Source organism: Rheinheimera mangrovi (assembly GCF_003990335.1).
Lineage (GTDB): Bacteria > Pseudomonadota > Gammaproteobacteria > Enterobacterales > Alteromonadaceae > Pararheinheimera > Pararheinheimera mangrovi.
This window is the reverse complement of sequence record NZ_CP034683.1, coordinates 1,983,236-1,998,493: the sequence shown is the minus strand read 5'-3', so window position 1 is coordinate 1,998,493 and position 15,258 is coordinate 1,983,236. Positions and strand designations below refer to the sequence as shown.

Annotated in this window: 14 protein-coding genes; 3 read left to right on the top strand and 11 right to left on the bottom strand. The window is 47.0% G+C overall.

Annotated features, from left to right (window positions below):
• Positions 1–115: 115 nt before the first annotated feature.
• The 5 genes from EK374_RS09005 to sdhC form a co-directional block, all read right to left on the bottom strand.
• Positions 116–2,923: a 2-oxoglutarate dehydrogenase E1 component gene (locus EK374_RS09005; RefSeq protein WP_127022201.1), complete on the bottom strand. Its 2,808-nt coding sequence runs from the start codon at positions 2,921–2,923 to the stop codon at positions 116–118.
• 235 nt (positions 2,924–3,158) lie between these two features.
• The gene (locus tag EK374_RS09000) at positions 3,159–3,878 is read right to left on the bottom strand and encodes a succinate dehydrogenase iron-sulfur subunit (RefSeq protein WP_127022198.1); all 720 of its coding nucleotides are present in this window, start codon (positions 3,876–3,878) and stop codon (positions 3,159–3,161) included.
• 12 nt (positions 3,879–3,890) lie between these two features.
• A complete protein-coding gene (gene sdhA, locus EK374_RS08995; protein WP_127022195.1) occupies positions 3,891–5,663 on the bottom strand; it encodes a succinate dehydrogenase flavoprotein subunit in 1,773 nt (590 codons plus the stop codon).
• Complete coding sequence (gene sdhD, locus EK374_RS08990) at positions 5,664–6,011, bottom strand: succinate dehydrogenase, hydrophobic membrane anchor protein (protein ID WP_127022192.1); 348 nt, start codon at positions 6,009–6,011, stop codon at positions 5,664–5,666.
• Positions 6,002–6,379: a succinate dehydrogenase, cytochrome b556 subunit gene (sdhC, locus tag EK374_RS08985; protein ID WP_127022189.1), complete on the bottom strand. Its 378-nt coding sequence runs from the start codon at positions 6,377–6,379 to the stop codon at positions 6,002–6,004. Before sdhC ends, sdhD begins: the two co-directional genes overlap by 10 nt.
• A gap of 370 nt (positions 6,380–6,749) precedes the next feature.
• Here sdhC and gltA point away from each other — a divergent pair, with 370 nt between their 5' ends.
• The 3 genes from gltA to EK374_RS08970 all read left to right on the top strand — a co-directional run bounded on the left by gltA (position 6,750) and on the right by EK374_RS08970 (position 9,741).
• Entirely contained in the window at positions 6,750–8,027 is a 1,278-nt protein-coding gene (gltA, locus tag EK374_RS08980) for a citrate synthase (protein WP_127022186.1), read from the top strand.
• A gap of 62 nt (positions 8,028–8,089) precedes the next feature.
• Positions 8,090–9,304 carry an aminotransferase class V-fold PLP-dependent enzyme gene (locus EK374_RS08975; RefSeq protein ID WP_127022183.1) on the top strand — a complete coding sequence of 405 codons (1,215 nt, stop codon included), beginning with the start codon at positions 8,090–8,092 and terminating at the stop codon, positions 9,302–9,304.
• The gene (locus EK374_RS08970; RefSeq protein WP_127022180.1) at positions 9,301–9,741 is read left to right on the top strand and encodes a SufE family protein; all 441 of its coding nucleotides are present in this window, start codon (positions 9,301–9,303) and stop codon (positions 9,739–9,741) included. The genes EK374_RS08975 and EK374_RS08970 overlap by 4 nt, the downstream gene beginning before the upstream one ends.
• 282 nt (positions 9,742–10,023) lie before the next feature.
• On the opposite strand, the gene tcdA is transcribed toward EK374_RS08970, so the two are convergent.
• The 6 genes from tcdA to msbA are packed head-to-tail and all read right to left on the bottom strand — an operon-like array spanning position 10,024 to position 15,223.
• Positions 10,024–10,818: a tRNA cyclic N6-threonylcarbamoyladenosine(37) synthase TcdA gene (gene tcdA / locus EK374_RS08965; RefSeq protein WP_127022177.1), complete on the bottom strand. Its 795-nt coding sequence runs from the start codon at positions 10,816–10,818 to the stop codon at positions 10,024–10,026.
• Positions 10,819–10,831: 13 nt separating this feature from the next.
• Positions 10,832–11,539 (bottom strand): pseudouridine synthase, encoded by a 708-nt coding sequence (locus tag EK374_RS08960; RefSeq protein WP_127022174.1) that lies wholly within the window; start codon positions 11,537–11,539, stop codon positions 10,832–10,834.
• Positions 11,540–12,319 carry a 3-deoxy-manno-octulosonate cytidylyltransferase gene (kdsB, locus tag EK374_RS08955; RefSeq protein WP_127022171.1) on the bottom strand — a complete coding sequence of 260 codons (780 nt, stop codon included), beginning with the start codon at positions 12,317–12,319 and terminating at the stop codon, positions 11,540–11,542.
• A complete protein-coding gene (locus tag EK374_RS08950; RefSeq protein WP_127022169.1) occupies positions 12,310–12,504 on the bottom strand; it encodes a Trm112 family protein in 195 nt (64 codons plus the stop codon). Before EK374_RS08950 ends, kdsB begins: the two co-directional genes overlap by 10 nt.
• Entirely contained in the window at positions 12,504–13,475 is a 972-nt protein-coding gene (lpxK, locus tag EK374_RS08945; RefSeq protein WP_127022165.1) for a tetraacyldisaccharide 4'-kinase, read from the bottom strand. The genes EK374_RS08950 and lpxK overlap by 1 nt, the downstream gene beginning before the upstream one ends.
• Entirely contained in the window at positions 13,475–15,223 is a 1,749-nt protein-coding gene (msbA, locus tag EK374_RS08940) for a lipid A export permease/ATP-binding protein MsbA (RefSeq protein WP_127022163.1), read from the bottom strand. Before msbA ends, lpxK begins: the two co-directional genes overlap by 1 nt.
• Between the last annotated feature and the right edge of the window lie 35 nt (positions 15,224–15,258).

The window sequence follows — 15,258 nt, the reverse complement described above, 5'->3', positions numbered from 1 at the left end:
TGTCACCTTTTTTTTAAAAATTGGGTTTTGTTTCGTTACTAAAACTAAAGTCAGAGCGCCTTGCGGCAGCACTGACGGAATACAAAAGGGCGCAGCTGATGCTGCGCCTTAATTTTTAAGCAATAGTTAACGCTGCGTTGACTAAAGCCTGTTGCTGTTTGTTGTGCACAGACAAGTAACCTACTGCAGGTGAAGACGAAGCTTCACGGCCGGCGTACGTCAGCTTTCCAGTTGCTGGTATTGAAGACCAGAAATGGTGTTGACTGCAGTACCAGGCGCCCTGGTTTTGAGGTTCTTCCTGACACCAGACAAAATCTTTTACATGCTGGTAATCTTTCATAATGACCGCCATTTCCTCCGCTGGGAACGGATACAGCTGCTCAATACGGACTATAGCTATGTCAGTGATATTACGTTTACGGCGTTCTTCTAACAGATCGTAGTAGACTTTACCGCTACACATCACCACACGTTTCACATCAGCAGGCTTGATTGGGTCAATCTCACCAATGGCGTTATGGAATACACCAGAGGCGATTTCTTCTAAAGTAGAAGTGGCTAACGGGTGACGTAATAACGACTTCGGTGACATCACAATCAGAGGACGGCGCATTGGGCGTACCATCTGACGGCGGATCATGGCATACACCTGAGCCGGAGTGGTCGGAACCACAACCTGCATATTGTGATCAGCACAAAGTTGCAGGAAACGCTCTAAACGGGCTGAGGAGTGCTCCGGGCCCTGACCTTCATAACCGTGAGGTAATAATAAGGTCAAACCACATAAACGGCCCCACTTCTGTTCGCCTGAGCTTAAGAACTGGTCAATCACCACCTGAGCGCCGTTGGCGAAGTCACCGAACTGGCCTTCCCAAATCACTAAAGCGCGAGGTTCAGCTGTGGCATAACCGTATTCGAACGCTAAGACCGCTTCTTCAGACAAGGCTGAGTCGTACACCTGGAAAGGACCTTGAGAGTCGCTGATATGTTCCAGTGGTGTATAGGTCGTCGCATCGTTCTGATTGTGCAGCACAGCATGACGGTGGAAGAAAGTACCACGGCCAGAATCCTGACCGACGATACGAATGCGGTTACCTGCACCGACGATAGAAGCGTACGCCAGAATTTCTGCGAAACCCCAGTCAATTTTCTTCTCGCCTCTTAGCATTAAAGCGCGGTCTTCATAGACTTTGCCAACCTGACGCTGCAATGCATGGGTTCCAGGAACTACAATGGCTTTTTCGCCTAAAGCAACCAAATCAGCCACTGACATGCTGGCATCGTAAGCAGCTGTCCAGTCATGGCCGATATATGGAGTCCAATCGACTGACACTTCAGTCATAGGACGCCACTCTTCAACCACACAGTCGCCTTTATCTAAAGCATCACGGTAACCGTCTATCATCTGCTGCACTTGTTCAGCAGTCACCACGCCTTCAGCAATCAGCTTCTGAGCGTATAACTCACGTGGAGTTGGGTGTTTTTTGATTTTCTGGTACATCAACGGCTGAGTTGCATTTGGCTCGTCCGCTTCGTTGTGACCGTTGCGACGGTAACAAACTAAGTCAATGACCACATCACGTTTAAAGGTGTTGCGATAGTCTACCGCCAGCTGAGCAACAAAAATAACAGCTTCCGGATCATCACCATTGACGTGGAAAATTGGTGCCTGCACCATTTTCGCAATGTCAGTACAGTATGGTGTAGAACGGGTGTCTTCAGGGTTAGAGGTAGTGAAACCGACCTGGTTGTTAATCACCAGACGGATAGAACCACCCACTTTGAAAGCACGGGTCTGAGAGATGTTAAAAGTTTCAGCCACAACGCCCTGGCCTGCGAAAGCAGAATCACCATGAATGGTGATAGGCAGAGCTAAAGTACCGTCTGTGCTGCCACGGCGGTCTAAACGGGCGCGTACTGAGCCCATAACCACTGGGTTCACAATTTCTAAGTGAGACGGGTTAAAGGCCAGCGCTAAGTGAACATTGCCGCCTTTTGTTTCGAAATCAGACGAGAAACCCATATGGTATTTCACGTCACCAGCGCCAACCACTTCGTATTTACCGGCAAATTCGTCAAACAATTTGCTTGGATTTTTACCCAGCACGTTGATCAGCGTATTTAAACGGCCACGGTGCGCCATACCGATAATACAGTCCTTCGCACCCTGCTCGCCTGCCCTGTGGATCATGGCTTTGAGCATAGGGATCATGGCGTCACCGCCTTCTAAACCAAAACGCTTGGCGCCTGGAAATTTAGAAGCCAGATATTTTTCCAGACCGTCGGCTGCTACTAAGCCTTGCAACAGTTTGGTTTTTTCTTCTTTACCGAGCGCACGTGAAGCCTGTTGGCCTTCTAAACGTTGTTGGATCCAACGTTTTTCGTCCGTCGAAACAATATGCATATACTCAGCACCGATAGAACCACAGTAGGTGGCCTCCAGCGCTTTGTATAAGTCGCCTAACTTCATACTGGTTTCGCCACCAGCAAAAGAGCCGACATTAAATTCGGTATCAAAATCAGCCTGAGTCAGGTCGTGATAGGACAACTCCAAATCACGTACACGAGGTTGCTTCCAAAGGTTCAGCGGGTCAAGGTTTGCATGCTGATGACCACGGAAACGGAAGGCATTGATTAATTGCAGAACTTTCACCTGACGCTGATCTGAACCACCTGCATTCACCGTAATCACTTCACGGTGTTTGTTTTTGGCAAGTTCAGCGAACTGCTGGCGAATGTCGCTGTGACGGGATTCGAGTTCTACGCCGTCAATTTTTGGCAGACTGGCAAAAAACTCACGCCATTCATCACTGACGCTGGTCGATTCAGCTAAGTAGGATTCATAGAGTTCATCTACATAGGCCATGTTGCCACCGCCTAAATGAGAAGACTCTAACCACGCCTTCATTACACCTTCGTGCATTTAGTTTCCCTTATTCGAAGCACCTGGAAAAAAATTCGCAAAAAGCGCCCCAGGTTTTGGGCGCGCCTCATTTTATACCAATCAGACCAACTATACCCTTCTTACTTGAAGCCGTAGCGTTGTTGACTACGTTTCCTCGCCCCAATCACATAGGACAACTATGTTCATGGGGTCTCGTCAACTTGTCGCCTAGCTACACCACCAATTAATTTGGGTATGCTCTGACAAAGGGCGCTTAAAGCGCCCGGTTTAACAGCATAGATTTGATCTGACCTATAGCTTTGGTCGGGTTCAAACCTTTTGGACATACGTTGACACAGTTCATGATGCCATGGCAGCGGAACACGCTGAATGCATCATCTAAATCGTTTAAACGCTGTTCAGTGGCAGTATCACGGCTATCGGCTAAGAAGCGGTAAGCGTGTAATAAACCAGCTGGTCCGATAAATTTATCCGGATTCCACCAGAACGAAGGACAAGAAGTTGAACAACATGCACATAAAATACATTCGTACAGGCCGTCTAATTTCTCACGTTGTTCCGGTGATTGCAGGTATTCGCCTGCTGGTGGTAATTCGTCATTGATCAGGTAAGGTTTGACCTTTTCATACTGAGTGTAGAACTGAGTCATATCAACAACTAAGTCACGCACTACAGGTAAACCTGGTAATGGACGGATCACCAGCTTGCCACCTTTGCCTTTGCCTAACGCAGACAAAGGAGTGATACAAGCCAGACCATTTTTACCGTTCATGTTCAGACCGTCTGAACCACAGACACCTTCACGGCAGCTGCGACGGAAAGATAAGGTTGGGTCTTGCTCTTTCAATTTCAACAGTGCGTCTAACACCATCATGTCACGACCTTCCGGATTATCCAGAATATAGTCCTGCATACGTGGCGCTTTATCAACGTCAGGGTTGTAACGATAGACAGAGAATACTAACTTCTTCATTCTGCATCCCTCTTAGTACGTACGTGCTTTAGGCGGGAAAGCATCACGGAACTTAGGTTCCATGTTCACTTTACGCTTAAACATTGATTCAGTATCTGGCGTGTAGACGCTGTGGCATAACCAGTTTTCGTCATCACGGTCCGGGAAGTCAAAACGAGCGTGGGCGCCACGGCTTTCAGTTCTGTAGTTGGCAGCAACTGCAGTTGAAAACGCGGTTTCCATCAAGTTATCCAGTTCTAAACATTCAATACGCATGGTATTGAAGTCTGAGCTCTTGTCATCCAGACGTGCATACTTCAGACGTTCACGGATTTCTTTTAACTGAGCTAAACCTTCAGCCATAGCCTCACCTTCACGGAATACCGAGAAGTTCAGTTGCATACATTGCTGTAAGTCTTTCTTGATTTGAGCCGGATCTTCACCCTGACCTGGTTTGCTGTCTTCCCAGCGCTGAGTACGGGCTAAAGCAGCCTGCAGATCAGAATCAGAAGCCGCACGGTATTCAGAGGTAGCTGCCAGAGCTTCGCCCAGGTGTAAACCTGTAGCACGACCAAATACCACTAAGTCTAACAGTGAGTTACCACCTAAACGGTTAGCACCATGTACAGACACACAAGCGATTTCGCCACAGGCAAATAAACCTGGAACTACTGACTCAGAGCCATCCGGTTTTGGATGAATGACCTGACCATGGACGTTGGTTGGAATACCACCCATCATATAGTGACAGGTTGGGATAACAGGGATTGGTTCTTTCACCGGGTCTACGTGAGCGAAAGTACGGGACAGCTCACAGATACCAGGTAAACGGCTTTCTAAAACTTCTTCACCTAAGTGATCCAGTTTCAGTTTGATGTGTGGACCCCATGGACCATCACAACCACGGCCTTCACGGATTTCAGTCATCATAGAGCGAGCTACAACGTCACGACCCGCTAAGTCTTTGGCGTTTGGTGCATAACGCTCCATGAAACGCTCGCCGTCTTTATTTAATAAGTAACCACCTTCACCACGACAACCTTCAGTCACCAGAACACCGGCGCCTGCAATACCTGTCGGGTGGAATTGCCACATTTCCATATCCTGCAGCGGTACACCAGCACGTAACGCCATACCTACACCGTCACCTGTGTTGATGTGAGCGTTAGTAGTTGAGGCGAAGATACGGCCAGCCCCACCAGTCGCCAACACTACAGCGCGGGATTTGAAGTAAACAATTTCACCGGTTTCGATATCAATGGCAGTACAACCCACCACAGCACCATCCTGGTTTTTCACCAGATCCAGTGCATACCACTCAGAGAAAACCTGAGTTTTGTTTTTTACGTTTTGCTGATACAGCAGGTGCAATAAGGCGTGACCTGTACGGTCTGCCGCTGCTGCTGTACGGGCAGCCTGCTCGCCACCGAAGTTTTTAGACTGACCACCAAAAGGACGCTGATAAACACGGCCGTTCTCAAAACGAGAGAAAGGTAAACCCATATTTTCAAGTTCAGTAATGGCTTCAGGGCCTGTCTTACACATGTATTCAATAGCGTCCTGGTCACCGATGTAATCGGAACCTTTGACCGTATCAAACATGTGCCATTCCCAGTTGTCCGGGTGAGAGTTACCTAACGCAACAGTGATACCACCTTGCGCAGATACAGTGTGAGAACGGGTTGGGAATACTTTGGATAACAAAGCACAGGTTAAACCTGATTCAGTAATTTGCAGAGCGGCGCGCATACCGGCACCACCTGCGCCTATTACCACGGCATCAAATTCGCGTACTGGAATATTCACTTAAACACCCCACAGAACAAAGAGACCAACAGCTACATAGCCAAAAGCTAAGGTGTATAACAGGAACTGTAAAACGCCACGCAATGCTGCGTTTTTGACGTAGTCAGTTAATACCTGCCACAAACCAATTTTGGTGTGAACTGCGATACAAACTAAGGCTAATAAAGTGAAAGCTTTCATCAGCAGGCTGGAAAACAGTGTTTTCCAGACATCGTAGGTTACTTCAGGAGTAACCAGGAAAAATCCCAGAATAAACAGAGTGTACAGCGTCAGAATAACAGCTGTGGCACGTAACGAGACGTAGTCCTGGACACCGTCGCGCTTTAAACTGGCTTGATTCAGAACCATAACCAAACTCCTGCTAAAACAGCTAAAACAATCCACAGTACGATAGTCACGACTGCGCTGGTGTTACCGGACTTAAGTTCTTCCCAGTGCCCCATGTCCATAATCAAGTGACGGATGCCACCAATCATGTGATACAGCAATACTGTGATAGTACCCCAGGCGATAAACTTGGCGATGAAGGATTGTAATACCAGTCTGACTTGCTCAAAGCCTTCCGGAGAAGACAAAGAGACTGCCCAAGCCCAAATCACAAACACCAGTGCGAAAAACATGGCTACGCCAGTAACGCGGTGCAGGATCGACGCTAACGCAGGAGCAGGAAAAGATATTGTTGTAAGGTCTAGATTTACAGGTCTTTGCTTTTTCACAGTTTCTTGCCCATCGACGCTCTTTATAGAGCTTTGTTGTCATTATGTGTTGCTGAATAATCAGTCAACGCCCAATGGATATACAGGCTACAGCTAAGTGTGGTTCAGCCTATTTTTTTATCTATCAAACGCTGAACAGGTTTAAAACCCGCGACAGTATATAATTCACCACTTCGGATTACAATTTATGTTTGATTTGGTTGTCGAATTTCTGCGAAGTCTAGCCTACAGCATTCAACTTTGATGGCAATACGACCAGAGTCGAATACTTATTATCCAATCGCGCATTAAAATTGACTTTTAGGCTGCACTTGACGTTAGAATAGGTGCGATGAAGGTTTAACCCAATTAAAACAACAGGAGAAATCCAATGGCAGATAAAAAAGCTGTCGTGCAGATCGAAGGACAGGCACCATTTGAACTTCCTATCTATTCTGGCACTGCAGGCACTGATGTTATTGATGTTCGTGCTTTAGGTCAGCAGGGATACTTCACCTTCGATCCGGGCTTTATGGCCACGGGCTCATGCGAATCAAAAATCACCTATATCGATGGTGACAATGGCGTGTTGTTACACCGGGGTTACCCAATAGAGCAGTTAGCAGAACATTCAGATTATCTGGAAACCTGTTATTTGTTATTGGAAGGCGAATTACCAGGCAAAGAAAAGTACGATGAGTTTGTGCATACCATCACGCGCCACACTATGGTGCATGAGAAAATTGCCTCATTTTTTCAGGGCTTCCGTGTTGACGCTCACCCAATGGCCATGCTGTGTGGCGTGGTTGGCGCACTGTCGTCTTTCTACCATTCAGACCTTGATATTAACGACCCGGAGCAGCGTAAACGCAGTGCTCACCGCTTAATTGCCAAGTTACCTACTATCTCTGCCATGGCGTATAAGTACACTGTAGGTCAACCTTTTGTGTACCCACGCAATGACTTAACTTACGCAGAAAACTTCCTGCATATGATGTTCTCTGTACCAGCTGAAGAATACAAAGTTAGCCCTATCCTGGCCAAAGCCATGGACCGTATTTTTATGCTGCATGCAGACCATGAACAAAACGCTTCAACGTCCACAGTACGTTTAGCTGGTTCTTCAGGCGCAAACCCTTACGCTTGTATCGCTGCAGGCGTTGCATCTCTGTGGGGCCCTGCACATGGCGGCGCCAACGAAGCATGCTTAAAAATGTTACAGGAAATTGGCTCTGTTGAGCGTATTCCTGAGTTTGTGGCTCGTGCCAAAGACAAAAACGACAGCTTCCGCCTGATGGGCTTTGGTCACCGTGTTTATAAAAACTTTGACCCTCGTGCCAAAGTAATGCGTGAAACCTGTCACGAAGTGTTAAAAGAGCTGAATATCAAGGATCCTCTGTTGGATGTTGCTATGGAACTGGAGCGTATTGCGCTGTCTGACCCGTACTTCATCGAGAAGAAATTGTATCCAAACGTAGATTTCTACTCAGGCATTATTTTAAAAGCCATCGGTATTCCAACCAGCATGTTTACTGTGATTTTCGCTATGTCACGTACTGTTGGCTGGATCTCTCACTGGGACGAAATGCTGTCCGACAAAGGCCACAAAATTGGCCGTCCGCGTCAGCTGTATACCGGCTACACCAAGCGCGACTACAAAAAAGCCTAACCTGCTCATGAGGCCGGATGTTATGATCCGGCCTCATTTGTTTTTGCTTTAGGTTGGCAACCTTGAATTTCGATTTATCCGCTTTACGTCAACAATTCCCGTTTTTTAGCGCTCATCCGGATTGGATTTATCTGGATAACGCAGCCACTTTGCATAAGCCCCAAAGCGTTTTTGATGCAATGAATACGTTTTACAGCAGCCAAAACAGCAATGTTCACCGCTCTGCGCATGGCTTAAGTCAACAAGCCACAGCAGCTTTTGAAGCGGCCAGAACCACTGTGGCTCAGTTTCTAAATGCCCGTTATTCGCATGAAATCATCTGGACCAGCGGCACCACAGCAGGCTTTAATCAGCTGGTGTTTGGCCTGATGGGGCCTGTTTTACAGTCCGGCGATCGGGTATTAATTTCATCTATGGAACATCACGCAAATATAGTGCCCTGGCATATTCATGCCCTACCTTTTGGTGTGGAACTGGACGTAGTGCCTTTAACGGCCGAGTATCGTTTTGACCTTGCAGCCTTTGCTGAATTATTAAAGCTTAAACCTAAAGTGGTCAGTATCAGCCATGTATCTAACGCTTTGGGCCATATTCAGCCAATAGCGGACATAGTGCGTCTGGCAAAGGCTGCAGGCGCTATAGTCATACTGGACGGCGCTCAGGGCATTGTCTGGGAGCAAGTTGATGTACAGGCATTGGATGTAGATTTTTATCTGTTTTCAGGCCACAAGTTGTATGGTCCCACTGGCATTGGTGTGCTTTATGGCAAAAAAGACTATTTAAATTTGCTACGGCCCCTGCTTGGCGGTGGAGAAATGATTAAAACCGTCAGCTTTTCTGACAGTAGCTGGAACGATTTACCTTACAGATTAGAGGCAGGTACACCCAATATGGCAGGCGCTATTGGCCTTGGCGCTGCTATTTTGTGGTTACAACAGCAGGATTTGAAGGCTTGGCAACAGCATAAAATAGCCTTGCTGCAGCGCTTTTATGCCGGTTGTCAGCAAATTCCAGCTTTAGAGCTGCTATCTGGTCCGACAACTAACGCAGGAATTGTGGCTCTCAACCTGAAAAATGAGCACCCTACCGACCTCGCAACCCTGCTAGACCAGCAAAACATAGCAGTTCGGGCTGGAACTCACTGCGCCATGCCACTTTTTCAGGCACTTAATCATAGTGGTTCAGTGCGTTTTTCTTTGGCTTGTTACAACAGTTTCGACGAAATTGACCGAACTTTAACCGCTTTAGCTACAGCAGTGGAGTTACTTGCTGAATGATCCGACCAGATATCTTTACAAAAACTGCTATTGCTCTAAAAAACATTGGCGAAACCCGATTACCGGAATTGCGAAAAATCAAAGAATGGCAAAGTAAATACCGGGTGCTGATGACGTTGGGCAAGGAATTACCGGCTTTTGACAGTAAATGGCAGCAAGATGAGTTCTTAGTGCAGGGTTGTGAGAGCAAAACCTGGCTGATCCACTATCAGGATCCGCTTACAAAACAGCATTTTTGGGCCTTTGACAGCGAAGCCCGTATTGTAAAAGGGCTGATTATTTTGATTTTGGCACAGGTAAATGGCTTTACTTGCGAAGAATTGGCTAGCGCGACGCCAGAATTATTGCTGAATGAATTGCAGTTACAACAAAATATCAGTCAGTCGCGCACTAACGGTTTGCTGGCGGTGTTAACTAAAATTAAAAATGTGATCTGAATTTATTCGCTGCCATCCATGGCGCTCCCCCTAAAGGGCCAACGCTCCGCGTTGTTAAACATTGCTCCGGGTAATGTTTTATTCGCTGCCATCCATGGCGCTCCCCCTAAAGGGCCAACGCTCCGCGTTGTTAAACATTGCTCCGGACAATGTTTTATTCGCTGCTATCCATGGCGCTCCCCCTAAAGGGCCAACGCTCCGCGTTGTTAAACATTGCTCCGGACAATGTTTTATTCGCTGCCATCCATGGCGCTCACCCTAAAGGGCCAACGCTCCGCGTTGTTAAACATTGCTCCGTGCAATGTTATCAGCCAGTTTTTTCAGCACTCTGGATACAGCAACAAAAGCAAAGGAGCCTGTCACTACGGTGACAGCACCAAAACCACCGCTGCAATCTAAACGCATAGGGCCTTCCAGTTCAGGTTTAGTCTGGCAAACAGTGCCATCGCCTTTTGGATACACCAGTTGTTCAGTGGAATACACCGCATCTATACCAAAACGCCGTTTTGGATTGCGGCTGTAGTTATAGTCGCGACGCAACGTATTGCGAACCTTAGATAACAAAGGGTCGTACACAGTCTGGCTTAAATCGGCCAGCTGAATTTGCGTCGGATCGACCTGCCCGCCAGCACCACCTACAGTTACTATCGCAATTTTATTGCGTTTGCAGTGTGCGATTAGCGCCACTTTGGCTTTGATGGAGTCAATACAATCCACCACATAGTCAAAATCTTTGCTCATCAGTTCGAATAAATTATCCTGTGTGACAAAGTCTTCCACCTGATGCACCACACAATCAGGGTTTATGGCTTTAATCCGCTCTGCCATCACAGCCACTTTGTCTTTGCCTATGCTGTCAGACAAGGCATGCAACTGACGATTCGTATTGCTGATGCAAATATCATCCAAATCAATCAGGGTAATTTCGCCTATGCCGGAGCGCGCCAAAGCTTCTGCCGCCCAGCTGCCAACACCACCTATGCCAACCACACAGACATGAGCCTTCTGAAACGCATCCAGCGCTTTAGTACCATACAAACGGCCTATACCGGCAAAACGTAATAAATAATCGGACACGTTAAATACTCTTTTACTCTACGGTCTTAGAAGTCGTAGGTTTTTGATACGAAGGCCAATCCAGCAAAGCAGGTTCTGCCCAATTCTGATTGAGATACTGTTGCAAGGGCTCAGCCAAAAAATCGGCACCATCAGAGGGCGGTAACACCAGCTTAAGTTGTGTAGCACCCCAGCTAAAATACAAGGCATAAGCGTGTAGGCAGAGACGATCTGCTGCGCTGCCCTGATACAACTCATCGCCTAAAATGGCAGCGCTGACACTTTTTAACGCCACACGCACCTGATGGGTTTTACCGGTAAAAGGTTTCACCAAAAAAGCTCTACGCCCTTCGATTTGGTAAAAAGCCGAAACAAAATAACTGACAGCAGGATTGGCTAAGGTGCTGGTTAACTTCCAGGCTGAACGGCGCGCCTGTACCATATCGCCTTTGACCCACCCCTGTTTTTTCTTTGGTTTTTGATCAGTCAGCGCCAGATAAAACTTTTGGATCTGCTGGTTTTGAAACAATTCAGACAACTTCGCTGCAGCTTCACTACTTTTGGCCAGCAGCAATAAACCTGACGTACCTTTATCCAGCCTATGCACTGCATACAACTTCTGGCCAAACTGAGCTTCAGCCAAAGCCACCACACCAGGTTCAAACTCAGAATGAAAACTGATGCCGGACGGTTTATCCAGCACCAAAAAGTCGGCGTGATCCAAAACCCGTTTTAATGTCATTTACAGAGCTGCCGCCACCAGACGGGCACGTTCTAAATCTTCTGGTGTATCCACGCCTACAGCTGGAACTTCAAGCGCAGTAGCCACATGAATAGCTTCACCTTGCCACAGCACTCTTAATTGCTCTAAGCATTCAATTTGCTCAAGCTGCGAAGCTGGCCAGCTGACATAATCTTTTATAAAACCAGCACGGTAAGCGTAAATACCTATATGGCGACGATAAATATTCGCAAGTTCTGTGCTAAAGGCTTTGTCTCTGTCAAAAGGGATCACGGAGCGGCTGAAATACAATGCATAACCATTTTTATCGCTTTGCACTTTCACCACATTGGGGTTTTGTACTTCGTCGCTATGGTCAATAGCTACAGATAAAGTCGCCATACGCGCTTTGGTTTGGCTGGCTAAGTTTTCAGCCACCTGACGGATAATGGCTGGCGGAATAAAAGGCTCGTCGCCTTGTACATTTACCACCACTGTGTCGTCGGCCAAACCTAATAAAGACACCACTTCGGCCAGACGCTCAGTGCCGGAGTTATGGGCTGGGCTTGTCATACAGACGTCAGCACCAAAGCCTTCGCAAACCTGTTGCACCCTGGCATCGTCAGTGGCAATCACAACTCGCTCTGCACCACTTTTAATGGCCTGACGGTATACCCGTTCAATCATGGTCAAGCCTGCAATATCAGCCAAAGGTTTACCTGGCAGACGGCTGCTGGCGTAACGGGCCGGAATAACAACCAGAAACGCAGACATCTTTAGCGCCGCTTTTACTAACGCCATTTTTCCGCCTCATCCAGACTTAAAGTGCGGGCTTCAGACGTTAATAACACAGGAATATGTTGTTTGACCGGATATGCCAAACGATCAGCAGTACAAATCAACTCCTGCTTTTCTTTATCCAGTTTCAGTTTGTTTTTACATAAAGGACAAGCAATGATGTCCAGTAAGGCGATATTTAAAGCCATTATTCATCTCTCCATTGGCGCAGCTGTTGCTGCAGCCAGAATTTAAATTCGTCCGACAGATCGGCTTCGACCGGCAGGTAATACCAATTGGGTTTGGCAAAAGCACGGCATTTCACCGCATCTTTTTCTGTCATCAGCACTGGGCCTTCAATATCGGCCAGACTGTGTTCATCAAAAGCAAAATGATCACGGAAAAAGGCTGTGGCTTTAATCTCAATGCCCACACTTTTTACCGTATCGACAAAACGTTGCGGATTGCCTATGGCTGCGACTAAAGTCACAGCCTGAGCTTGTTCTGGCCATTGGCTTTGCCCATCCAAAGCCTGTGGTATCACAGCTTTTAACGACATCTTGTGCTTTGCCAGTGCAAAGTCACCACTATTCACAATCACCGCATCAACTTTTTGCAAACGTGATACCGGCTCACGCAATGGCCCGGCTGGTAATAATTGCTGATTACCCAGCCCGCGTTGACCGTCAATCAATACCAGTTCCAGATCGCGTTGTAATCTATAGTGCTGCAAACCATCGTCGCTGATCACTATATCGCAGTCTGTGGTATCAAGCAGATACTGTGCTGCTGCCACTCTGTCCGGACAAATCACCACAGGGCAATGACTTTTGCTGGCTAAAAGCAAAGGCTCATCGCCTACATCACAAGCCAAATGCAGAGAGGTCACCCGCACAGGCTCTGTGATTCGGGCACCATAACCCCGACTGACAATACCAGGGGTAAAGCCCTGCTCTGCTAAAAACTTACAAAGCCACAAAGTAAAAGGTGTTTTACCTGTACCACCTACCGAAATATTACCAACAATAACAACGGGCTTTTCCACCGCAAAAGACTGAAACCAGCCACGCTGATAGCCGAAACGACGAATTACAGCAACCAGACGGTACAGCAGGCTCAGCGGCCAGAAGATCAGTGTAAAAGGGTGCTGTTGGTACCAGCCTTTCTCCCACCAGTTCATCAGACTTCGCTAAATTGCATTTTATACAGCTGAGCATAGTAGCCATTTTGTGCCAGCAAGGACTGATGAGTACCCTGCTCTACAATCTGGCCCTGATCCATCACTAAAATCTGATCGGCATTTTCAATGGTGGATAATCGGTGCGCTATAACAATACTGGTACGGCCTTTAAATAATTCATCCAAAGCGCCCTGAATTTTACGCTCTGATTCTGTATCCAGGGCTGAAGTCGCTTCATCCAGAATAAGCACAGGCGCCTGGCGCAATAAAGCACGGGCTATTGCGATACGCTGACGTTGACCACCGGATAAAGTCACGCCGTTTTCGCCAATTTCAGTATCAAGTCCCATCGGCATTTGGCTGACAAACTCCATCACATGAGCTTTTTCCGCCACTTCCAATAAACGTTCAGGACTTAATTCACCACGGTAACCATAAGCAATGTTGTTGGCGATAGTGTCGTTAAACAGTACCACTTGCTGCGATACCACAGCCATTTGCGAGCGCAGTGAATCCAGTGTGCAGTCTTTGGTATTGATACCATCCAGCAGAATTTCGCCCTGCTCTATTTCGTAAAAACGTGGCAACAAGCTGGAAATAGTGGTTTTACCGCTGCCGGAACGGCCGACTAAAGCCACGGTCTGGCCTGGTTCGACTTTGATATTGATCTGTTTTAACACCTGTTTTTCATGGCCAGGGTAGTTAAAACTTAAATCTTTAATTTCGATAGTGCCTGTCACTTGCTTCAGCTCTATGCTTCCAGTGTCTTGTTCAGGTTTTTCATCCAACACTAAAAATACATTAGCCGCCGCTGCCATACCACGCTGAAAATCACTATTGACTGTCGTCAGCTGTTTTAGCGGTTTCAACAAAAACATCATAGACGCCAGAATTTCGCTAAAAGTGCCGGGGGTTAAGGTGTCCAGCATAGCCGGGAAGCTGGCCAGATAAATCACAAAAGCTAAGGCAAAAGAGGCGATCAGCTGAATCAACGAGACGCTGATGGCGCGGGTCGCTTCCATTTTGACATCCAGCTGCCGGTTGCGATTATTCACCGCTTTAAATCTGTTGTTTTCTAAATCACCTGCACCAAAAGATAAAATTACTTTATGGCCGTTCAGCATTTGCTCTGAACTGGTGGTGACATCGCCCATGGCGTTTTGCATATTGCTGCTGATTTTACGAAAACGTTTCGACACTTGCGCAACGATCACTGCGATCACTGGGGCTATCACTAAAAAAATCAACGATAAATGCCAGCTGTTATAAAACATCAGCGCAAGGCAACCTACAACAAATACACCTTCGTGAATAAGTACCATCAGCGCTTTACTGGAGGCTTGTTTAATTTGTTCGGCGTCGTAAGTAATTTTGGAGATCAGCTCACCGGTTGAGTGCTTATCATGATAACTGACAGGCAAAGCAATCATCTGACGGAACAGTTGCTGACGTAAGTCTTTGACTATATGAGTACCAGCCCAGGTTAAGCAGTAGCTGGAGATAAAATGAAACACACCCCGCAGGAAAAACATGCCGACCACAAAAACCGGAGCCCAGGCTAAATAGGCGGTATCTTTTTGCGTGATACCACGGTCAATAAAGCTGGAGAACTGTGAAATAAAATATACGTCAACACAGGCATATCCAGCCATACCCAGCATTGCCAAAGCAAAACCTGCTTTGTAAGGCTTCAGATACTGCAACAAGCGTTTATAAGTGCTGATAGAACCCGTTGTTTGTGAAGACAAATCTAACCCCAAAGAATAAGAAAACCGCCGCCATT

Bases quoted from the DNA above. Each gene is read 5' to 3' on its own strand.
- gltA (WP_127022186.1), top strand. From the start codon at position 6,750: ATGGCAGATAAAAAAGCTGTCGTGCAGATCGAAGGACAGGCACCATTT.
- EK374_RS08970 (WP_127022180.1), top strand. From the start codon at position 9,301: ATGATCCGACCAGATATCTTTACAAAAACTGCTATTGCTCTAAAAAAC.
- lpxK (WP_127022165.1), bottom strand. From the start codon at position 13,475: ATGAACTGGTGGGAGAAAGGCTGGTACCAACAGCACCCTTTTACACTG.
- kdsB (WP_127022171.1), bottom strand. From the start codon at position 12,319: ATGGCGTTAGTAAAAGCGGCGCTAAAGATGTCTGCGTTTCTGGTTGTT.
- EK374_RS09005 (WP_127022201.1), bottom strand. From the start codon at position 2,923: ATGCACGAAGGTGTAATGAAGGCGTGGTTAGAGTCTTCTCATTTAGGC.
- EK374_RS08950 (WP_127022169.1), bottom strand. From the start codon at position 12,504: ATGGCTTTAAATATCGCCTTACTGGACATCATTGCTTGTCCTTTATGT.
- EK374_RS09000 (WP_127022198.1), bottom strand. From the start codon at position 3,878: ATGAAGAAGTTAGTATTCTCTGTCTATCGTTACAACCCTGACGTTGAT.
- EK374_RS08960 (WP_127022174.1), bottom strand. From the start codon at position 11,539: ATGACATTAAAACGGGTTTTGGATCACGCCGACTTTTTGGTGCTGGAT.
- sdhD (WP_127022192.1), bottom strand. From the start codon at position 6,011: ATGGTTCTGAATCAAGCCAGTTTAAAGCGCGACGGTGTCCAGGACTAC.